The sequence below is a fragment of the Erythrobacter sp. JB3-1 genome (assembly GCF_057364995.1).
In genome coordinates, this window is sequence record NZ_CP200289.1 from 1,507,175 (window position 1) to 1,526,561 (window position 19,387).

Below are 19,387 nucleotides of genomic sequence, written 5' to 3' on the forward strand. Positions count from 1 at the left end.
CCCGTCTTGGACTTAGCCAAGCCCCAGAACGTCGTTCATTGAATATCGACCAGCGTCTGTTTCGATCAGCCAAGCGGCTGCTTTCACCGCGCCGCGCGCAAAGATCATGCGGTTTTCTGCGCTGTGCGATAGGGTGATACGCTCCTCATCCCCCGCCAGAATGACGCTATGATCGCCGGCAACGCTGCCGCCGCGTAGGGCAGCAAAGCCGATTGCGCCTTCGGCCCGCGCGCCAGTGTTTCCGTGGCGTCCGCTCTCCGTGTGGCTCGCAAGATCAATTCCGCGTCCTTCGGCCGCAGCCTCGCCGAGCAGTTTGGCCGTGCCAGAGGGGGCATCAACCTTGTGGCGGTGGTGCATTTCCAGCACCTCAATATCCCAGTCCGGACCAAGCTTTGCCGACGCCTCGCGCACCAGGTGTGCCAGCAGGGTGACGCCCAGCGACGTGTTGCCGGTTTGAAGCACGGCTATAACCTCAGCCGCTTTGTCGATCGCTGTGAAATGCTCCGCCTCCAGGCCTGTCGTTCCAATCACAATCGGAGTGCCTGCGGCCTGCGCCGCGTCTAGGTTGGCTTGCAAAGCGGCGGGGGCGGAGAAGTCCACGAGCACGTCGGACTGGGCGGCGAGCGGGCTTGGCGCCTCGCCTTGATCCACGCCGCCTGCCAATTGGTGGCCAGCATCCGCGATGGCCCGGGCCAAAGCCTCGCCCATACGCCCCTTGCTGCCGATAATTCCGATTTGCGCCATTGCTACCAACCTATTCAAAGTGTTTGATGGCCTCATGGCAGACATTGAACGCATCGTCATCCTGACAGGCGCAGGAATTTCAGCCGAGAGCGGGATTGATACATTTCGCTCTGCTGGCGGGCTGTGGGAACAGCACAAGGTGGAGGACGTGGCGACGCCAGAGGGCTTTGCTCGCGATCCAGATCTGGTGCTGGGCTTTTACGATATGCGGCGTGAGGCACTGGCCAAGGTGGAACCAAATGATGCTCACCGCGCGCTCGCCCGGCTTGAGCGAGAGTTTGCGGGCGAATTGCTGCTGGTGACGCAGAATGTCGATGATCTGCACGAGCGCGGCGGTTCGCGTGATGTGCTGCATATGCATGGCGAGTTGAAAAGCGCGCTGTGCAGCTCTTGCGAAGTCCGCTCGCCATGGGATGCGCCGATGGCGGACCGGCCGCCATGCCCCGTGTGCCAGGCACCGGCCCTGCGCCCGGACGTCGTCTGGTTTGGCGAGATGCCGTATCAGATGGACCGTATCTATGCGGCGCTGCTCAGCGCTGATGTTTTCGTTAGCATCGGGACGAGCGGTGCGGTCTATCCAGCGGCCGGTTTCGTCCAGGAGGCGAAGGCAGCGGGCGTGCATACCGTGGAGCTCAATTTGGAGCCAAGCGAGGGCACGCATCATTTTGCGCAAGCTCGCCACGGTCCCGCCAGCATCTTGGTGCCAGCGTGGGTCGATGAGGTGCTCAGCGCATAGGCGGGCGCCATTCCAGCTTACAAAAGTTGTACAAGTCTGCTGCTGGTATAGGCGCAATCCCTGAGCTTGCTTGCAAGCGCTCAGAGGGACTCAGGCAGTAGATACGCTTGACTATGACTCGACAAGGCCAGATTTCTATCAGCCATATTATGGCGCTCTCATTGCAAGCCCTGCTTGCGGTGTTTGTGATGGTGGCCGCGGTTTTTTGGCCGCGCGCTGGCGAGGCCGCGATCCTAGTGCCGCTTGGCGAAAGGCAATCAGCAGGGGCCCTGCAATGGCTTGAGCAAGAACAGACAAGCCTGCTCAGCTTCGATGCGCGCGGAGGCGCTTTCATCGCCATTGTCCCTAGCAACATCAGCGTTTTGCGAGCTGTAAAAATGGGCTTGGTGCCAATCGCGACAGACGGCGCAATCTGCCGAAGCACTCCCCCTCCAGAGGTGAATAATGAACATGAAAGAGATTGATAAGCTCAGGGCACAAGGCGTGCAATTGATCACCGTTCTGGTCGTTGCGAGCGCTATCGTAATCACCGTTTGGAGCGCCAAAACAGGCGACTATATCTACGCCGCTCTGGCGGCGTGTTTGTGCGTTTTGCCCGCCTATCTCGCTTGGACGGGCAAGACTGATGCGGTTTCCAGGATCGCGCTGGGTGCGACTTTGCCGCTCTTCGCAGCGCTGCTGCTAGCGCTAGCCAAGAATTCTGTTTGGCTCGTTGATATGCACATGACCTTTTTCGCGTACCTTGCGGTGCTGGCGATCATGGCCGACTGGCGGGTGATTGTCGCTGCGACATTGGTGACGGCGGTGCATCATCTGCTGCTCAACTATGTCGCTCCGCTCTATGTGTTTCCCGACGGCACGGATTTGATGCGCGTTCTGTTTCATGCGCTTGTGGTTTTGGTGGAGGCGATCGTCTTGATCGTCCTGTGCACCCGGCTCGAATTGATCTTTGACCGGTTGACAAAATCCAAAAAACGTCAGGATGAGCAGGATCAGGAGGCCAAGGCGGAGCGGGCTCGGATTGCAGCGGAGCAAGACCTTGTTCTGGACGGAATGAGTCACCGTCTTGCAGCACTCGCTTCTGGCAATTTGTCAGACCGGCTAACGGAACCGTTTCCGGCGGATTATGAGCCAGCGCGTGAAATGCTCAACAAGACCTGTTCAGAGCTGGAGCAGGTTGTCGGCACTGTCGTCATCACCGCCGACCGGGTCGCGGATGGATCGCGGGAAATGAAGGAGGCATCCGATCATTTGGCGACCCAGACAGAGCAACAATCCTCTTCTATTGAGGCGGTCTCTCGCACGACAACTGAGCTGCTCGAAGATTTCCAGGAAAGTTCAAAAATGTGGAGCGAGACCCGTGAAACCGCTCTTGGCGCAAAAGGCGAGGCGGACCGTGGCAGCGAGGTGATCGAGGGCGCAGCAGAAGCGATGCGGCGCATTGAAAGCTCGTCCTCCAAAGTCGTCGAGATGGTCGCCTTTATCGATTCCATTGCGTTTCAGACCAATCTCTTGGCGCTCAATGCCGGTGTTGAGGCTGCGCGTGCAGGCGATGCTGGCAAGGGCTTTGCTGTGGTAGCCAATGAGGTGCGCGAACTCGCTCAACGCTCCGGCGAATCGGCGACTGCGATTAAGGAGCTGATCGAACAATCCAACAGCGAGATCACCGATGGTGTCGAACGCGTCCAACAAATGGTCGCTCTGCTCGGCGGCGTTGTCACCCAGATCAGCGATATCACCGCCAGGATCGACCAGATCGCTGAGAAATCAGACACAACCTTGGGCGGCATTGACGAAATCAATCGCGCGATGAGCTTGCTGGATCAGGCGATGCAGCAGAACGCGGCGATGGCGGAAGAAAGCAACGCGGCGTCTTTGGAGCTATCGAGCCGCGCTCAGGAGCTGAAGCAATGCGTCTCTCACTTCAGCTATAGCGCCGGCTTTGATGAGGAAACCGAGCAAATGGCAGCGTAACGCAGCGTTGAGTTGCCAGGCTTTTGCAGGGGCTTAGGCGGCTGAGGGCCCACAGCCTTTGCATGCTGGGTCTTTGGCGATGCTGAGCGTGCGCATGCCTGGCTTCATGCCATCCAGGATGTGAACCTTGCCCCATTGCGGATCGCCAAAGGCGCTCACACCGCTCAGCAAAACGCGCACCGCCTGCATGGCCGCAAAGCTGCCCGCCCATCCCGCCATCGCGCCCAGCATCCCGTCCTCTGCGCAGGTGTCGCAATCCTCAGCATCAAACGCATCGCCGACGAAGCAGCGATAGCAGGCATGGTCAGCAAGGTGGCCCGCAAAGGCACCAACTTGTCCCTGAAAGCGGCCAACGGCGGCGCTGAGCAGCGGCACACCGGCCGTGACGCAGGCATCCGATACAGCCAAGCGGGTTGCGAAATTGTCTGTGCCATCCAGCACGAGATCAGCGCTGGCAATCAGGCCGTGCGCGTTATGCGGATCAATGCGCTTGTCGGAAATCTCCGCGTCGGTCTCATCATCGAAGTTTGCCAGCCACCGGCGGGCTGAGACGGCCTTTCCGTGGCCAACATCGCGGGAGGAAAAAATGGTCTGACGCTGGAGATTGCTGGCATCAACAACATCATCATCGACTAGTGTGAAGCGCCCGATGCCGCTGGCCGCGAGATATTGCAGCGCTGGCGATCCAATCCCGCCGAGCCCGATCATCGCGATATGCTTGCTAGCCAGCGCAACCTGACCCGCGCCGCCAATCTCTGGCAGCACGATATGGCGCGCAAAGCGATCAAGGCGGGCAGAGGATAAGGCGCTGGAAACAGTCATGCACTGCCTGTTGGCATCATGTTTACAACCTGTCGACAGCCTGTGGGCAGGGCTGTTGATGACCCTGTCGACAGACTGTTGAGCAGTTGTGCAGATGCTGTGCGCTAAACGGTTAGGCTCAGAGCGCTTCTGAGAGCGCTAAACTCAGCTCTCCAGCCGGCGCAGAAGGCTGCGTACATCGCCATCCATATCCGCATCGCGGGTGCGCAGATCTTCGATCAGCCGCACAGCGTGGATAACCGTGGAGTGGTCGCGGCCGCCAAATTTGCGGCCAATCTCAGGGTAACTGCGCGGTGTCAGCACCTTGGCAAGATACATCGCCACCTGGCGCGGCCGAACAACGGCGCGGGCGCGGCGCTTGGACGACATCTCGCTGCGGTCGATCCGATAGAATTGGCAGACCGTGCGCTGAATCTCATCAATCGTGATCCGGCGGCGATTGGCCGACAGAATATCAGTCAGCTGTTCTTCGGCGAGCTGGAGTGAAACCTCTTGGCCGGTCGGCTGCGCATAAGCGATCAGCTTGTTAAGGCCGCCCACCAGCTCGCGAATGTTGCGCGTGATGGTACGGGCGAGGAAATCGATCACATCGTCTGGCACATTAAGCGGCGCAAAACGAGTGAGTTTCGATTCCAGGATCTTGCGGCGCAGTTCAATGTCGGCCGCTTGGATATCGGCAACCAGACCCATCGACAGACGGCTGAGGAGACGCGGTTCGACCCCGTCGAGCGCCTGAGGTGCGCGGTCAGCGGCAAAGACCAGGCGTTTGCCCTCAGCTAGAAGCGCATCGATCGTATAAAGCAGCTCTTCTTGAGCGCTCGCCTTGCCGATGATGAATTGAATATCGTCAACCAGCAGCAGATCAAAGCTGCGCAGCCGCGCTTTAAACTCGATCATCTGGTTCGCTTTAAGCGCTTGGACGAATTCGACCATGAAGCGCTCAGCTGAACAGTAGAAAATCCGGGCGCGCGGGTGGGCTTGCAGGAATGCATGGCCAATCGCGTGGAGCAGGTGCGTCTTACCCTGACCGGTCGCAGCCTTCAGATAGAGCGGTGAAAATTGCGGCTGTTCGGTTGCGGCCATACGCTGCGCAGCGTTGCAAGCGAGCACATTGGCCTCGCCCGTGACGAAGGCGGCAAAAGTCAGCGACGGGTCGAGCCCTACGGAGCTGGTGAAGCCTGCATCGCCGATTGTGCCGGCAGCCATTGCGATCGCACTGGCATCCGCATCATTGGCTGGCCGGCGGCCATTGTCGAGCCGCAGCTCTGGCAATTGGCGGCGTCCGGGGTGAACCTGCACGCGAACATTGCGGACTTCGCTGCGCGCGATCTTCCATGCGAGTTGCAAACGGTCATGAAACCGGTCTTGGACCCAATTGGCCGAAAACTCAGTGGGCAAAAACAGATCGAGCGTACCGGTCTCTTTATCAATGCCGCCAACCTGAATCGGTTTGATCCATTGGCTGTGCAATTGATGGCCCAGATCCTTGCGAAGTCCTTGGCTGATATCTGACCAATCTGCAGCGAGGTTCACAGCTTCGGAATCTTCCATCAAGTCGTCATCTGCTTTCCGACGCGTAGACCGCGCCTTTTCTATTTTATGAGCCATCGTACGTAATCCTGTACCAACTCCAGAGCTGCTGATCTGGAGCGTTTCCCCAACTTCATGACAGGCAAAGCCTTCCCATGACCCGGAATCGAAAGATCCGGGTTTCCCCTCTTCATTCAAACTTTAAAAACCCGGGCTGTCCCGCCCCGAGTCAGGCATGATGTACCTATGGATTTCACCTCGAGGCAAGGGTGCATAATGTAAAAAAACAGAAATATTTGTGTTGACTCGGCTGTGACCCGCAGGCCTCCGTTCAACGCTCTGAATTACCTTTAATTTTTGGTTTATGACCCTGCGAATCGCGGGGAATCCTGCGCTATTAGTGTGTCAGCTTTGTCATGTGCCGCACAAACAAAAAGGGCCGCGCCACTACGGCCCGACCCTTATGTATAATTCTCCGCAAAAATACGGATGTGAGTGGGTGCGAATCAGAGCGCAGCGACTCGTTTTGAGAGGCGCGACATTTTCCGCGCGACTGTGTTTTTGTGCATGACACCGCGAGCAACGCCGCGAGCCATTTCAGGCTGAGCAGCTTTAAGCGCTTCAGCAGCAGCAGGCTTGTCGCCAGCTTCGCAAGCGGCCTCGACCTTCTTCACGAAGCCGCGAATGCGGCTCATGCGGGCGGTGTTGATTTCCGCACGGCGATTGTTGCGGCGGATGCGTTTGCGGGCTTGCGGCGTATTGGCCATATCTGTGTCTGTCTCGCGGTTTCTGCGGGCCACCAAGGATGGCCTGATCTCTAATATCGGTTGCTCGAAGAATCGGCGCTCAGGAATTCACCCGTACGCCGGAAAACGCGGCACATAGGGCCAGCCTTGCGAATCGTCAATGATTTTGGTGCGATCCTGGCTGAGGCCGCATCAATCCAGCGCGCTCACTTTTGACACTTGGGGCAGAACCACGTGCTGCGCCCGCCTTGCGCGATACGCTTGATCGTCCCGCCATCCTTATGGTGGCAGGCCTCGCCGGTGCGGTCATAGACATCAAACCGCGTTGCGAAATAGCCCAGCTCGCCGTCGGGCTGCGCATAATCCCGCAAAGTGGAGCCGCCATCGCGGATTGATGTCTCCAGCACCTCGCGAATGGCCGGAACGAGCCGTGCCGGCTGCGGCTTTGTCACCTTGCCGCCTTGCTTGCGCGGATGAATGCCAGAGCGCCACAGCGCCTCGCACACATAGATATTGCCAAGCCCGGCGATAATCCTCTGGTCCAGCAGGCACAGTTTGATCGACTGGGTCTTGCCTTTCAGCGCCGCTTTCAGGTGCTCCACGCTTAACCCATCGCCCAATGGCTCCGGCCCAAGGCTTGCAAATTGCGGCCACCGCTCCAGTGCATCGCTTGGCAGCAGATCAACCGAACCGAACCGGCGCGGATCGCACAGGGCAAATTGATGGTCGTCTGTCTCAATGATCAGGTGGTCGTGCTTGTCCGGTTCCTCCGGATCGATTCGCCAGCGCCCGCTCATGCCCAGATGGAAGACCATCGACTGGCCGCGATCGATATCAATGAGGCCGTATTTCGCGCGCCGCGACAATCCAGTGATGACCGCGCCAGTCATCACTTGCACCAAGTCTGGCGGGAAGGGGCGGCGCAGGTTGGGGCGGTTCAATTGGACGCGCGCGATGCGCTCGCCCAGCATAAAGCGCTCTAGCCCGCGAACGGTGGTTTCAACTTCTGGTAATTCAGGCATCGTTCTTAGGCTCGCTGTCACTCGCTAACCGAAGCCACCCGCTCCCACAAAAATAGCGCTCTAACAAGCTTTGCGCGCTGCACAAACTTCCCTAAGGCTCTGCGCTATGAGCGAAAAGACAGTATCCTTCGGTTACGAAGAAGTGGCCCCAGAGGAAAAGACCCGCCGTGTTGGCGACGTATTCTCCAGCGTCGCGAGCAAGTATGACATCATGAATGACGCGATGTCGGGCGGCATGCACCGCTTGTGGAAAGACCGCTTTGTGCGGCGGGTGAAGCCGCAGACGGGTGAGACGATCCTCGACATGGCAGGCGGCACGGGTGACATCGCCTTTCGCATGGCGCCCAGCGGCGCAGCGATCACCGTGTGCGATATCAATCAGGATATGCTCGATGTCGGCGTTGAGCGGGCGATGGATCGCGGCCTGAAGGATGATGAGGGCTCGCTGGTCTGGTCATGCCAGAATGCTGAGGAACTCAACTTCGCCTCTAGCAGTTTTGATGCTTACACAATCGTATTTGGCATTCGCAATGTGACCGACATTCCAAAGGCGCTGCGTGAGGCAAGCCGCGTCCTGCGTCCAGGCGGACGTTTTTTCTGCATGGAGTTTTCGACCACGGAATGGCCGGGCTTCAAAGAGGTCTATGACGTCTACTCGCATAAGATCATGCCGAAGATGGGCAAGGTCATCGCTCAAGATGAAGAGAGCTATCGCTATCTCGCCGAATCCATCCGCCGTTTCCCGAAAATGCCGGAGTTTGAGCAGATGATCCGCGATGCGGGCTTTGCCAACACTAAGGTGGAGCCGATCCTGGGCGGCGCTGTGGCCATTCATTCGGGGTGGAAGATCTAGGGTGACGCAGCCCGCCACGCATCTTTTCCGCCTGCTAAAGTGGGGCATCACGCTCGCTCGGCGCCGCGCGCTGGTCGGGATTGAGAATGATCCCAATGCTCCGCCGCCGGTGCGGCGCTTGGTTAAGCTAGCGCGCTGGATATCCTTCACAGGCAAATCAGGCACGCCCGACTATGCCGGAGCCTTCCGCGCGATTGGCCCGGCAGCGATCAAGCTTGGGCAATCATTGGCCACCCGGCCCGATATTGTGGGCGAGGAAGCGGCGAATAATCTGCTCAGCCTACAGGACAATCTGCCGCCAGTGCCATTTTCCGAAATCGAAGCCTCAATCGCGGCGAGCTTTGGCGTTCCGCTGGAGACTCTGTTTCGCGAAATTGACCCTGACCCAGTTGGCGCGGCGTCCATCGCTCAAGTTCACAAGGGCGTGACCACGGATGGCCGCGAAGTGGCGATCAAAGTGCTGCGGCCCGGAATCCGCGAGAAGTTTGCGCGCGATATTCAAACCTATGAATGGGCGGCGGCGCACCTTGAGGCCTTTGGCGGCGAAGCGGAACGCCTGCGTCCGCGCCTGACGATTGCCAATTTCAAACGTTGGACCAACAGCGAGCTGGATCTGCGGCGCGAGGCGGCCTCTGCATCTGAGCTGGCGGAGGGCATGGCCGGGATCGAGGGATACCGCATCCCGGAGATCGATTGGGACCGCACCAATGGCCGCGTCCTGACGGTTGAGTGGATCAACGCGGTGAAGATCAGCCGGATTGAAGAGCTGAAAGCGCAGGGTCAGGACTTGCCGCATATTGCCGAACGACTGGTGATATCGTTCCTGACGCAGGCGATCAGCGCCGGTTTCTTCCATGCCGACATGCACCAGGGCAATCTGTTCGTTGAGGAAGACGGCACGATCGTCGCGATTGATTTTGGCATCATGGGCCGGATTGATCGGCGCGCGCGGCAATGGCTCGCAGAGATCCTCTATGGACTGACAACAGGCAATTATAAGCGCGTGGCCGAAATTCATTTCGAGGCGCAATATGTGCCGAGCTACCACTCGGTTGGTGAGTTTGCGACGGCATTGCGCGCTGTGGGCGAGCCGATGCGCGGCAAACCTGTGAGCGAGCTTAGCGTCGGGCAAATGCTCGACGGGCTGTTTGCGATCACGCGCGATTTCGACATGCAAACACAGCCGCATCTGCTGCTGCTGCAAAAGACCATGGTGATGGTCGAAGGCATAGCGACGCAGCTCAACCCTGAGATCAATATGTGGGACACATCGGCGCCTTATGTGCGCGGCTGGATCCGCGACGAATTGGGGCCAGAGGCCGCGGTTGCGGAACGGATCAAGGAAGACACGCAAACGTTTCTGCGCCTGCCCGATTTGATCCGCCGGATAGAAGACCGCTTCCCAGCGAAAGGCGGCGCGCCAGAGCAGCCTCCGCTGCCCGATGTGCCCCTGATGACCGACCGCAAACCACGCGAGGGCGGCGGTGTGTTTGGGTACCTTGTCGCAGGCGCTGCCGGGGCAGGCGCGATGTTTGGCGCGGTGGCACTGGGTTTGATTGGTTGAATTCTCGCTGATTTTACTTGATTTAGTGCCCCATTGATCAAGCTTAATTAACCATTGTATCCCATGGAACGCTCTTGGGCTTGGCCCAAGGACGCTGTACGTCTAGGTTCTGGGACAGCGTTAACGTGATGTGAGGGAGTGAAGCGAGTGATTGTTTGCTTGCCCGGCCCATGTGTAAGTCTATGTGTGAGGACGCAAAAATGACCGAAACACGGCCGAAAATCCTGTTGGTCGTGGGCGGCGGAATTGCCGCTTACAAGGCTTGCGAGCTGGTTCGCCTGATCCGCAAAGGCGGCGGCGATGTCACCTGTGTGGTGACCAAAGGCGGTCAGCAATTCGTCACGCCCATGTCGCTCGCCGCTTTGAGCGAAAATCAAGTTTACTCCAATCTTTGGGATCTCAAGAACGAGGTCGAGATGGGTCATATCGAGCTGAGCCGCGAGGCCGACCTTGTGGTCGTGTGCCCGGCGACGGCTGATCTTTTGGCCAAAATGTCATCAGGCATTGCCGATGATCTTGCGACCACTTTGATCCTTGCCACCGACAAGCCAGTGATGGCTGTGCCGGCGATGAACGTACGCATGTGGGAGCATGAGGCGACCCAGCGCAATATCGAATGGCTGCGCCAGGCCGGTGTCAATGTGCTGGACCCCGATGAAGGGCCAATGGCCTGCGGCGAGTTCGGCTATGGCCGCCTGCCAGAGCCGGATGCGATCTGGCGCGAAATTGCCTCATACTTTGACATTGAAGTCGAAGAGCCTGCTGCGCCAGCGACCACTCCTGTCGCTGTGCCCGCCAATGATGGGCCGGACGAGGAGTATGAAGTCGAGGCGATTGAGCCGGAACCGGAATACGAAGAAGAAGATTCCGAAAGCAAAAGCGGCGGTCTTGGCGGATTGCTGTCGATGATCATTCCGCGCTCGACCGCGAAACGCACGCATGAAGAGATCGAGACCGAATATGTCGAAGCGGCTGATCTCGATGATGCGGAGGCGGCTGAGCTGGCCGATGAAGGCGAGATCGAAGAAACGCCTGAGTTCAATCCAGACTTTGGCGGGCCTCTGCTCGCCAAGAAGGGCGGAGCTGGTGCTGCACCGCCAATGGATCCAAGCGCGATCAACCACGAAGTCGACAAGCGCAAGGCTGCGCCTGAGCTGACCGGGCAAATGGCATCATTGGAAGACGGCGTTCAAGCCGCGCTGGATGATGCGCTGGGCGGCGGCGGCTTTGATATCGATCCGAACTACCGTCCGCTGGAGGGTCGCCATGTGCTGGTGACCGCCGGGCCGACGTGGGAATCGCTCGATCCTGTGCGCTACATTGCCAATCGCTCAAGCGGTAAGCAAGGCTTCGCCATTGCGGCGGCTGCGGCGGCGCTGGGCGCGAAGGTCACGCTGGTGGCTGGACCTGTCGCGCTGCAAACGCCCGCCGGTGTTGACCGGATTGACGTTGAGAGCGCTGCGCAAATGTCTGAGCGTGTGAAAGCGGCTCTGCCCGCAGATGCTGCCGTGATGGTGGCCGCTGTCGCTGATTGGAAGCCGAAAGAATACACGTCTGAGAAGATGAAGAAGCGCGGGTCGGCTCCGCCGGTTCTGATGCTGACGGAAAACCCAGACATTCTCACCAATCTTGCCGCTGGCGCCAATCGCCCCGAACTGGTGGTTGGCTTTGCCGCTGAGACCGAAAACGTGCTCGAAAACGCGAAGAAGAAGCGCAAGCGCAAGGCCGCTGACTGGATCGTCGCAAACGACGTGTCCGGCGATGTGATGGGCGGCAATGAAAACACCGTCCATATCGTCTCGAGCGAAGGCGTGGAGAGCCTCGACAAGATGCCTAAGCGCGCCGTCGCTCTGGCTCTGGTTGAGCGCATCGCAGAGACTTTGACCGCTGAGGCCGCCGAGTGACTTCGCACGTATCGGTAGAACTCAAACGTCTGCCTCATGGGGAGGGCCTACCCTTGCCAGCATACGCCACAGACGGCGCAGCGGGCATGGATATTGTTTCAGCAGAAGATGTGACCATTGATCCAGGCGCGCGCCACGCCGTTGCAACCGGTCTTGCGGTTGCCATTCCCAAGGGGTTTGAAATTCAGGTGCGCCCGCGCTCTGGCCTCGCGCTGAAGCATGGGATCACCGTGCCCAATACGCCGGGCACAATCGACTCCGATTATCGCGGTGAGCTAAAGGTCATCATGATCAATCACGGCAACGAACCCTTTCCCATCGCACGCGGCGACCGGGTTGCTCAGCTGGTGCTGGCCCCCGTTACACAAGGCTCATGGGTAGAGGTCGAAGAGCTCGATGCGACGGAACGCGGCGCAGGCGGCTTTGGCTCCACCGGCGGACACGAGAAGCTCTAGCTAGCACGCCCCAAACGCAAAAAGGCGGCGCCGTTTCCAGCACCGCCTCTTCAAATCCCGTCCAAGGGAAAAGGGTTGATCAGCCGCCGGATTAGTCGGTGCGGCGGACCTTTTTGCTTTCTGGCTTGATGGTGATGCGCAAAGTCTCACCTGAATTGCCGGGGAAGTCTGTGAACATCGCATCCACGAGGTTCGGAACCAGATATTGCAATCGGTTCGAGCTGGAGACAGCTTGCGCTTTGCCTTCAAAGAGGCGTTCGCCGGTTGCCGTGCTGTCGATCTTCATATCGATGCCGCTGGTATAGACCGTGATGCTGCGTACCTCGGGGCCGCCAAACCATGGGTCATAGAAGCCAAATCCCCACGCGCCGCCAAACCGGCTGCGATGGAAACCGCGGCCGCGGTAAAATCCGCGCCGGCCAAATCGTCCATACCAAGGGCTGAAATAGGGGTCGCCAGCAAAGCCAGCGTTGGTGGTGCGAATTCGCTCGCGGCCCTTGTCGATTCCGTAGTCGAAGCGCACCAGCAGATTCGCGGCCTCAGGCTCGGCTTGCGAATAGCCTAGGCGCTCCATCTCGGCTTCGACGAAATCGGCATATTGCGCGAATTCAAGACCGCCAGCCAGCTTGGGATCATCCGCAACAACGGCAAATGTCTGGCCAGTCGGCGCCGGAAGCGCGCTCTGGAAGCGCGAGACATCGGCTTTAAACGGCGTGGCGCAGGCCGCGAGGCTGAGCAGCAGGATTGGTACGCTCGCGCGTCCTAAACGTTTCACTAGCGTGCGGCCCGGCGTTTTTGCCGAGGATGTATCGGAATTGGTCATGGCATTACCTCTTATCACTCACATGGCTTTCAAAGGCTCATGGTTTGCCGCCGCCATTTCCCTTCACTCGCGCCATAAAGTTCTGGTGCGAATCCCATCATCGAGTCGGCAAGCTGTCATCAGCAAGCCTAAGTGTAAAGACGTGGCCTGAACCCTTTTTGAACGCGCGATGACTGAATCGTGCGGTTCACAGCGTCCAGAATGTGATTGTTGGCCGTCTCCGTACTTGTCCTTATCCGCGTACAAGGCCGAGCGCTTCGTAAGTTGCCTTGAGTGTTGGCGCGCTGCGCTCACGCGCTTTCGCTGCGCCTTTGGCAAGGATCGCATCGAGCGCCTCGCGGTCCTGCATCAACTCTCGGAAACGCGCGGTCACCGGCGCAAAGCTCTCGGTCAACAGCTCGCCGAGGGCAGGCTTGAACGCGCCGAACCCTTGCCCGCCGAAGTCGACCAGCACTTGCTCTTTGCTGACGCCTGCCAGCGAGGCAAAGATACTCACCAGGTTTAGCGCTTCTGCGCGGCCTTCCAGCCCCTCAAGCTCACTAGGCAGCGGCTCTGGATCGGTCTTTGCCTTCTTCACCTTCTTCATGATCGTGTCGGCATCATCGGTCAGATTGATGCGGCTGAGGTCCGAAGGATCCGACTTGCTCATCTTGGCCGTGCCATCGCGCAGCGACATGATCCGCGCGGCTTCTGGCGGAATATAGGGATCGGGCAGGGTGAAAACTGGTGCGTCTTCGCTGGCGAAATCAGTGTTGAATTTCTGCGCAATGTCGCGCGCTAGCTCCAGATGCTGTTTCTGGTCATCGCCTACCGGCACATGAGTCGCCTGATACAGCAAGACGTCTGCGGCCTGCAGGACGGGATAGGTGAACAGGGCAATCGATTGCCCTTCACGGTTCTTGCCCGACTTATCCTTCCACTGCGTCATGCGGTTGAGCCAGCCCATCCGCGCTGTTCCGTTCAGCAGCCATTGCATCTCTGCATGGGCGGGAACCTGCGCTTGGTTGAACAGAACTGAGCGTGAAGGATCAACCCCGCAAGCGACCAAGGCTGCCGTCATCTCAAGCGTTGATTGCTTCAACTGGGCCGGATCATGCGGCAGCGAAATGGCATGCAGATCGGCCAGAAAGAACAGGCATTCGCCGTTCTCACCAATGTCGTCCTGCATCTTCACCCAATTTCGGATCGCCCCCAGGTAATTGCCGAGGTGAAGATTGCCGGTGGGCTGAATGCCGGAGACGACTTGCATGGGAAATAGGCTCTTTCAGTTTAGGTTGATTTGCGGGTGAACTTGGCGATCCGTTCGCGGTCGAGCGCGCCCAGAGCGAATGCCAAAGTGAAATAGACGATTGCCGCCGCGCCGACCAGCACCGCGAGGGCAAACAGGCGCGCAAAGATGCCAGCGGAGTAATAGTCGCTCAGCATATCGCTGGCAAAATACAGCGCTGCGCCCATCGCGGCGGCTGCGATGAGTTGCCGCGCGATCCGCCCGACCGGCTGCCAATTGGCGCGGTAATGCCCGCGCATGGTGAGTATCACGTAAAGGATGGTGACATTAATCCATGCGCCGGTCGCGCTGGCCAAGGCGACGCCGACAACGCCGTAGGTTTTCAGGAACAGGATGTTGTAAGCGATGAACACGAAGAGCGCGACAAATGCGGTGTAAACTGGCGTCTTCGTATCGGCGCGCGCGTAAAAGTTCGGCACCAGCACTTTGATCAGCACATAGGCGGGCAGGCCCATCACTAGCGCAGTGAGGACCGCGCCCGTTTGAATGGCGTCCTCAATCGCGAAACGTCCGCCTTCGAAGATCATCGTCACAAACGGCACGCCGCAAATGGCAAGGGCAATCGTCGCGGGCAGCGTCAGCAGCATAGCCAGCTCGATCGCGTCAGACTGGATTTGCGATGCGCCCTCATGATTGTCGCTGCCGACGAATTTGGACAGGGTCGGCAGGATTGCGGTGGACAGGGCGATCCCAATGATCCCGAGCGGCAACTGATTGAGCCGGTCGGCATAGTTCATGTAACTGACCGCGCCGCTCTCCAGCTGGTTCAGGAAATAGAGTTGGACCAGAGTGTTGATTTGATACGCGCCGCCGCCAATCGCGGCGGGCAGGGCGATAATGCCGAGCCGTTTCACCTCTGGTGTGAGACGCGGCAGGCGCATTTTGACTTCAAAGCCCTCAACCCTGACCCAGTAATAGAGCCAAGCGAGCTGCATCACGCCCGCCCCGGTGACGGCCCAGGCGATCCCATAGGCGACCTGCTCAAGGCTGGCCCCGGTCGCCATCCAGCGCTCGCCGACCAGCAAGGCGGCGATTAGCACCAGGTTCAAAATGATCGGAAAGCTGGCCCCGGGCGCAAAGCGCGAGACGGAATTCAGCATGCCGGTGAAGAGCGTCACCATGCTGACCAGCACGATATAGGGGAACATGATCCGGGCGAAGTCGATGGCAATCGGGAAGGTGCTTTCGTCAACCGGCTTTTCTGCGAGCAGCCAGATCACACCCGGCATGGCGAGCTCAAATATCGCCACCAGCGCGATCAGCACTGGCAGGAATACACTCAGCACATCGGCGCTGAACGAGCGCGCTTCTTCCATGCCACCTTCACCGTGCAGTCGCTTGGAAAACATCGGCACAAAGGCGGCCGAAAAGGCCCCCTCGGCAAACAGCCGGCGGAACACATTCGGGATTATGAAGGCCTGAAGCCAGGCGTCGGTAATGTCATTGGCGCCGAGGACACGCGAGAAAATCATCTCGCGCGCCATCCCAGCGACCCGGCTGGCGAGGGTTAGCCCGCCAATGGTTCCGACATTTTTAAGCAGGCTCATGGCTGCACCAGCCCTATCACAGGTCTAGCGGTTTGAAAGCCTGTGAGCCGGGCCAAGCAGAACGCGGCCCTAAGCCTCGCCAGCAGGCGCATCGCCAGCGGCTGCTTCTTCTTGCTGCTTGCGAGCGAGCTGCTGAAGATAGAGACCGTTGAAATCAATCGGATCCATCAGCAGCGGCGGAAAGCCAGCGTCACGCACGGCATCGGCAACGACGCGGCGAGCGAATGGGAACAGCAGGCGCGGTGCTTCAGCAAACAGAAACGCATGGGTCTGATCTTCGGGCAGATTGCGCACACCGATGAGGCCGCAATAGGCCAGCTCCACCAAATAGGCGCTGCCTTGCTCGGTCTTCGCGTCGATGTTCACTTTCAAAGTGATCTCGTGAACATTCTCGTTCACTTGCTCGGCGCCAATGTTGAACTGCACGTCGATCTGCGGTTGATCCTGCCATTGATAGACGTCCGGCGCATTCGGATTTTCGACCGACAAGTCTTTGACATATTGCGTAATCAGGCCGGCTGCGGGCTGATTATCGGCGCCATTTGCGCCGGCTGCTGGATTGTTGAGATCGGTTAGGATGTCGCCTTCTTCGGCCATTTTTAAGCTCTTTCCATCATGGGTAATGTGAAGCCTGCACAGCGCGCAGGGTAATCGGGTATTCGGTTGGCGGCGCGCCTAGCAGGCGCGAGCCGTGCTCGCAACCGGATGAGATGCACGCAAAAACCTGTAACGGGCACGCGAAAGGTCGTTGTCGATTTGTATTTAGCGCCTATTTAAGGCACTTAAGGTACACAGGAATCGGAGATCGCGCGGCCGCGGGATCCCAAACCAACCGGGTATTACAAACGTGATTGTTGAAATTATCATCCTCGCCATGATCGCCGCATTCTTGGGGCTGCGTCTCTATTCGGTGCTTGGCCGCCGTGCAGAGCATGAAGAGGAATCGGTTCCAAACCGGTTTGAACCGAGCGGCAAACAACCGCCGCACACTCCGCCTAGCCCGGCGGCAGTGCCAGTGGCCGCCAATCCTCAGCCAGAAATTACAGGCGTCTTGCCAGCGGTTGAACGCGGCATTCGCGAAATCGCTGCGGCAGACAGCCGGTTCGACCTTACATCCTTCCTAGAAGGCGGGCGCGCTGCTTACACCATGGTGCTTGAGGCATTTTGGCAGGGCGACCGCGAGACCCTGCGCGATCTGTGTGATGATGATGTTTTTGAAGGCTTCTCCGCTGCCATTGATGAGCGTGAGGCCGCTGGTCACACGCTTGAGAACAAGCTGATCCGTATCGAAGAGACGAAGATCCACTCCGCTCAGCCGGATGGCCGGATGGCTCGGATAGCTTTGCTGTTCGTTGCCGACATTGCCGCTGTTACGCGCGATAAGGATGGCAATATGATCGCCGGTTCGCTCGATGATGCGATTGAAAGCCGCGACATCTGGATGTTCTCACGTAATGTGAGCGACAAAGACCCGAACTGGGTGCTCGACGAGACCGACGAAGGCTAGGCAGTAAGCCCACGGGCACTGACCATAAGGAGAGTACAATGCGCACAGGCCTGGTTCTGGCGATGGCTATCCTCCTTTCCGGCTGCGTCCGGTTGATCCCAGAAAGCACTGAACCAAGCGGTCCCGTGGTGACGACACCGCCGCCGCCGGTGACCGCGCCAACCGCTCCGGTAACGCCGCCAGCGCCCACTGGCCCGGCACCGACGAGCGCTCTGATGGCGGGCGTGAAAGCGGGACCATATGTTTCCGGGCTTGGCTATTCACAGGCGGACGCAGAGGGCGCTCTTCGCTCTTTCATCGAAAGCTGCCCCAGCCTGCTGCGGCGCGAAGATACCACTGGCCTCACTCGGCCAAGTGATTGGGAGCAAGCTTGCGAGGCTGCACCGCGCAATCGCGGCACCGCCGACACTTTCTTTGCGACCTATTTTGAAACCGCGATTGTCGGCACGGGCGAGGCCTTTGCAACCGGATATTTCGAGCCTGAAATCCGCGCAAGCCGCACGCGCTCTCCCGGTTTCCAAACGCCGATCTATGCCATGCCGAGCGATCTAAAACGCGGATGGACGGCGGATATTCCCGAGGCAGAGCGTACGGGGCGGCCGCCGCTGGGACGCACCAATGAAGCGGGCGAGTTCGTGCGCTATTACGAACGCCGCGAGATTGAAGAAGGCGCGCTTGATGGGCGCGTCCCCGTCATCGCTTGGGCAGCCGATCCAGTTGAGCTCTTCTTCCTGCAGATTCAAGGTTCAGGGCGCCTGCGCACGCCCGATGGCGAAGTGATCCGCATCGGCTACGCCGGGCAGAATGGCCGCGAATATGTCGGTGTTGGCCGGGTTATGCGCGACCGGGGTTTGATCGGCGAGGGGCCGGGCAAATACGCTGGCTCCATGCAAGGCATCATGGCCTACATCCGCGAAAATCCAGAGGAAGGGCGTGAGCTGATGCGCCTCAACAAGAGCTGGATTTTCTTCCGCGAGCTAACCGGTGATGGCCCCTTGGGTTCGCTGGGTATTCCGGTGCGGCGGGAAAGCTCTGTGGCGGTTGATCCGCGGTTCGTACCTTACGGCGCGCCTGTCTGGCTCGATCTCGACCGCGATGTTGCCGATGGCCTTTGGATTGCGCAGGATACCGGCGGCGCCATCAAAGGGCCGAACCGCTTCGACACCTTTTGGGGTGCGGGCGAAGATGCGCGCCAGATCGCCGGCGGCATGAGCGGGCGCGGGCAAGCGCTAATCCTGCTTCCGCGCGGCGTAGTGGAACGCCACACTGGCCAATGAGCATCCCGCGCGGCCTCAATGAGCAAGAGGCGGCTGCGTGGGCGCATTTGGCGCAAAGCGTCACCCCGCTAGAGGGACGCACGCGCCCAGTGATGCCGCAAGAGCCCGCCGCTGGCGTGCAGACCACAGCGAAACCGAAAACTGGCTTGAAGACGCCGCAACCCGTCTCACCAATGCGCAAACCGTCAAAGAAGCTGCCGCGCGTGAGCGCTCCAGTTGTTGCTGTACCGCCGCCCAAGCCGGCCCCGTCCAGTCTTGATGGCCATTGGGACCGCAAGCTAAAAACGGGCCGGATTGTGCCCGATTACACACTCGATTTGCATGGCCACACGCTCGACAGCGCCTATACGCGGCTCTCCAGCGGGCTTGACCAAGCGCGCGCGATGGATGCGCGGGTCGTATTGGTGATTGCCGGGCGCTCGCGTCCGGTGGACCCAGCGGACCGCGGGGAAAAACGCGGCGCTATCCGGGCCAAACTGCTCGATTGGCTCGCCGCTGGCCCGCATGCCGGATCGATTTCAGCAGTGAGAGCTGCCCACCGCAGCCACGGCGGCGAAGGCGCACTCTATCTGGTGCTGAAACGGCAGCGCTAAAC

Annotated in this window: 19 protein-coding genes; 10 read left to right on the forward strand and 9 right to left on the reverse strand. The window is 59.3% G+C overall.

All coding sequences use genetic code 11. The annotated features are described in order from the left end of the window. Positions 1 to 12 precede the first annotated feature (12 nt). Positions 13 to 744, reverse strand: coding sequence for a 4-hydroxy-tetrahydrodipicolinate reductase (dapB, locus tag AC0V6M_RS07180; RefSeq protein ID WP_486138136.1), 732 nt, complete (start codon positions 742 to 744; stop codon positions 13 to 15). A gap of 34 nt (positions 745 to 778) precedes the next feature. Here dapB and AC0V6M_RS07185 point away from each other — a divergent pair, with 34 nt between their 5' ends. The 3 genes from AC0V6M_RS07185 (at position 779) to AC0V6M_RS07195 (ending at position 3,454) form a co-directional block, all read left to right on the forward strand. Then, on the forward strand, positions 779 to 1,480 hold the full coding sequence (locus tag AC0V6M_RS07185; protein WP_486138137.1) for an NAD-dependent deacylase: 702 nt from the start codon (positions 779 to 781) through the stop codon (positions 1,478 to 1,480). 113 nt (positions 1,481 to 1,593) lie between these two features. After that, entirely contained in the window at positions 1,594 to 1,944 is a 351-nt protein-coding gene (locus tag AC0V6M_RS07190) for a hypothetical protein (protein WP_486138138.1), read from the forward strand. Beyond that, positions 1,931 to 3,454: a methyl-accepting chemotaxis protein gene (locus AC0V6M_RS07195; protein WP_486138139.1), complete on the forward strand. Its 1,524-nt coding sequence runs from the start codon at positions 1,931 to 1,933 to the stop codon at positions 3,452 to 3,454. Before AC0V6M_RS07190 ends, AC0V6M_RS07195 begins: the two co-directional genes overlap by 14 nt. A gap of 33 nt (positions 3,455 to 3,487) precedes the next feature. Here AC0V6M_RS07195 and AC0V6M_RS07200 read toward each other — a convergent pair whose 3' ends face one another. The 4 genes from AC0V6M_RS07200 to mutM form a co-directional block, all read right to left on the reverse strand. Next, complete coding sequence (locus AC0V6M_RS07200; protein ID WP_486138140.1) at positions 3,488 to 4,276, reverse strand: HesA/MoeB/ThiF family protein; 789 nt, start codon at positions 4,274 to 4,276, stop codon at positions 3,488 to 3,490. Positions 4,277 to 4,420: 144 nt separating this feature from the next. After that, positions 4,421 to 5,884: a chromosomal replication initiator protein DnaA gene (gene dnaA, locus AC0V6M_RS07205; RefSeq protein WP_486138141.1), complete on the reverse strand. Its 1,464-nt coding sequence runs from the start codon at positions 5,882 to 5,884 to the stop codon at positions 4,421 to 4,423. Between the two features lie 428 nt (positions 5,885 to 6,312). Further along, positions 6,313 to 6,573 (reverse strand): 30S ribosomal protein S20, encoded by a 261-nt coding sequence (rpsT, locus tag AC0V6M_RS07210; protein ID WP_472640822.1) that lies wholly within the window; start codon positions 6,571 to 6,573, stop codon positions 6,313 to 6,315. 185 nt (positions 6,574 to 6,758) lie between these two features. Beyond that, positions 6,759 to 7,574, reverse strand: a complete 816-nt coding sequence (mutM, locus tag AC0V6M_RS07215) for a bifunctional DNA-formamidopyrimidine glycosylase/DNA-(apurinic or apyrimidinic site) lyase (RefSeq protein WP_486138142.1) — start codon at positions 7,572 to 7,574, stop codon at positions 6,759 to 6,761. A 106-nt stretch (positions 7,575 to 7,680) separates the two neighbouring features. Between mutM and AC0V6M_RS07220 the strand changes: the two genes are divergently transcribed. From AC0V6M_RS07220 to dut, 4 genes are all read left to right on the forward strand, one after another. Next, positions 7,681 to 8,427 carry a class I SAM-dependent methyltransferase gene (locus AC0V6M_RS07220; RefSeq protein ID WP_486138143.1) on the forward strand — a complete coding sequence of 249 codons (747 nt, stop codon included), beginning with the start codon at positions 7,681 to 7,683 and terminating at the stop codon, positions 8,425 to 8,427. Between the two features lies 1 nt (position 8,428). Then, the gene (ubiB, locus tag AC0V6M_RS07225) at positions 8,429 to 9,991 is read left to right on the forward strand and encodes a 2-polyprenylphenol 6-hydroxylase (RefSeq protein WP_486138144.1); all 1,563 of its coding nucleotides are present in this window, start codon (positions 8,429 to 8,431) and stop codon (positions 9,989 to 9,991) included. Between the two features lie 200 nt (positions 9,992 to 10,191). After that, positions 10,192 to 11,895: a bifunctional phosphopantothenoylcysteine decarboxylase/phosphopantothenate synthase gene (locus AC0V6M_RS07230; protein WP_486138145.1), complete on the forward strand. Its 1,704-nt coding sequence runs from the start codon at positions 10,192 to 10,194 to the stop codon at positions 11,893 to 11,895. Further along, a complete protein-coding gene (gene dut, locus AC0V6M_RS07235) occupies positions 11,892 to 12,350 on the forward strand; it encodes a dUTP diphosphatase (protein WP_486138146.1) in 459 nt (152 codons plus the stop codon). The genes AC0V6M_RS07230 and dut overlap by 4 nt, the downstream gene beginning before the upstream one ends. Before the next feature lie 91 nt (positions 12,351 to 12,441). On the opposite strand, the gene AC0V6M_RS07240 is transcribed toward dut, so the two are convergent. The 4 genes from AC0V6M_RS07240 to secB all read right to left on the reverse strand — a co-directional run bounded on the left by AC0V6M_RS07240 (position 12,442) and on the right by secB (position 16,605). After that, entirely contained in the window at positions 12,442 to 13,173 is a 732-nt protein-coding gene (locus AC0V6M_RS07240) for a DUF4136 domain-containing protein (RefSeq protein ID WP_486138147.1), read from the reverse strand. A 232-nt stretch (positions 13,174 to 13,405) separates the two neighbouring features. Beyond that, positions 13,406 to 14,422: a tryptophan--tRNA ligase gene (gene trpS / locus AC0V6M_RS07245; protein WP_486138148.1), complete on the reverse strand. Its 1,017-nt coding sequence runs from the start codon at positions 14,420 to 14,422 to the stop codon at positions 13,406 to 13,408. Between the two features lie 20 nt (positions 14,423 to 14,442). Beyond that, complete coding sequence (gene murJ / locus AC0V6M_RS07250) at positions 14,443 to 16,008, reverse strand: murein biosynthesis integral membrane protein MurJ (protein ID WP_486138149.1); 1,566 nt, start codon at positions 16,006 to 16,008, stop codon at positions 14,443 to 14,445. Between the two features lie 69 nt (positions 16,009 to 16,077). Continuing rightward, positions 16,078 to 16,605, reverse strand: a complete 528-nt coding sequence (gene secB / locus AC0V6M_RS07255) for a protein-export chaperone SecB (RefSeq protein ID WP_486138150.1) — start codon at positions 16,603 to 16,605, stop codon at positions 16,078 to 16,080. A gap of 250 nt (positions 16,606 to 16,855) precedes the next feature. Here secB and AC0V6M_RS07260 point away from each other — a divergent pair, with 250 nt between their 5' ends. From AC0V6M_RS07260 to AC0V6M_RS07270, 3 genes are read left to right on the forward strand one after another with little or no spacing between them, the layout of a single operon-like run. Beyond that, positions 16,856 to 17,515, forward strand: a complete 660-nt coding sequence (locus AC0V6M_RS07260; RefSeq protein ID WP_486138151.1) for a Tim44/TimA family putative adaptor protein — start codon at positions 16,856 to 16,858, stop codon at positions 17,513 to 17,515. Between the two features lie 38 nt (positions 17,516 to 17,553). Continuing rightward, positions 17,554 to 18,792 carry a murein transglycosylase A gene (mltA, locus tag AC0V6M_RS07265; RefSeq protein WP_486138152.1) on the forward strand — a complete coding sequence of 413 codons (1,239 nt, stop codon included), beginning with the start codon at positions 17,554 to 17,556 and terminating at the stop codon, positions 18,790 to 18,792. Further along, on the forward strand, positions 18,789 to 19,385 hold the full coding sequence (locus tag AC0V6M_RS07270) for a Smr/MutS family protein (RefSeq protein ID WP_486138153.1): 597 nt from the start codon (positions 18,789 to 18,791) through the stop codon (positions 19,383 to 19,385). The genes mltA and AC0V6M_RS07270 overlap by 4 nt, the downstream gene beginning before the upstream one ends. Positions 19,386 to 19,387 lie beyond the last annotated feature (2 nt).

Coding starts and splice junctions, on each gene's coding strand:
- dapB (WP_486138136.1), bottom strand. CDS start 744: ATGGCGCAAATCGGAATTATCGGCAGCAAGGGGCGTATGGGCGAGGCT.
- AC0V6M_RS07185 (WP_486138137.1), top strand. CDS start 779: ATGGCAGACATTGAACGCATCGTCATCCTGACAGGCGCAGGAATTTCA.
- AC0V6M_RS07190 (WP_486138138.1), top strand. CDS start 1,594: ATGACTCGACAAGGCCAGATTTCTATCAGCCATATTATGGCGCTCTCA.
- AC0V6M_RS07195 (WP_486138139.1), top strand. CDS start 1,931: ATGAAAGAGATTGATAAGCTCAGGGCACAAGGCGTGCAATTGATCACC.
- AC0V6M_RS07200 (WP_486138140.1), bottom strand. CDS start 4,276: ATGACTGTTTCCAGCGCCTTATCCTCTGCCCGCCTTGATCGCTTTGCG.
- dnaA (WP_486138141.1), bottom strand. CDS start 5,884: ATGGCTCATAAAATAGAAAAGGCGCGGTCTACGCGTCGGAAAGCAGAT.
- rpsT (WP_472640822.1), bottom strand. CDS start 6,573: ATGGCCAATACGCCGCAAGCCCGCAAACGCATCCGCCGCAACAATCGC.
- mutM (WP_486138142.1), bottom strand. CDS start 7,574: ATGCCTGAATTACCAGAAGTTGAAACCACCGTTCGCGGGCTAGAGCGC.
- AC0V6M_RS07220 (WP_486138143.1), top strand. CDS start 7,681: ATGAGCGAAAAGACAGTATCCTTCGGTTACGAAGAAGTGGCCCCAGAG.
- AC0V6M_RS07230 (WP_486138145.1), top strand. CDS start 10,192: ATGACCGAAACACGGCCGAAAATCCTGTTGGTCGTGGGCGGCGGAATT.
- AC0V6M_RS07240 (WP_486138147.1), bottom strand. CDS start 13,173: ATGACCAATTCCGATACATCCTCGGCAAAAACGCCGGGCCGCACGCTA.
- trpS (WP_486138148.1), bottom strand. CDS start 14,422: ATGCAAGTCGTCTCCGGCATTCAGCCCACCGGCAATCTTCACCTCGGC.
- murJ (WP_486138149.1), bottom strand. CDS start 16,008: ATGAGCCTGCTTAAAAATGTCGGAACCATTGGCGGGCTAACCCTCGCC.
- secB (WP_486138150.1), bottom strand. CDS start 16,605: ATGGCCGAAGAAGGCGACATCCTAACCGATCTCAACAATCCAGCAGCC.
- mltA (WP_486138152.1), top strand. CDS start 17,554: ATGCGCACAGGCCTGGTTCTGGCGATGGCTATCCTCCTTTCCGGCTGC.
- AC0V6M_RS07270 (WP_486138153.1), top strand. CDS start 18,789: ATGAGCATCCCGCGCGGCCTCAATGAGCAAGAGGCGGCTGCGTGGGCG.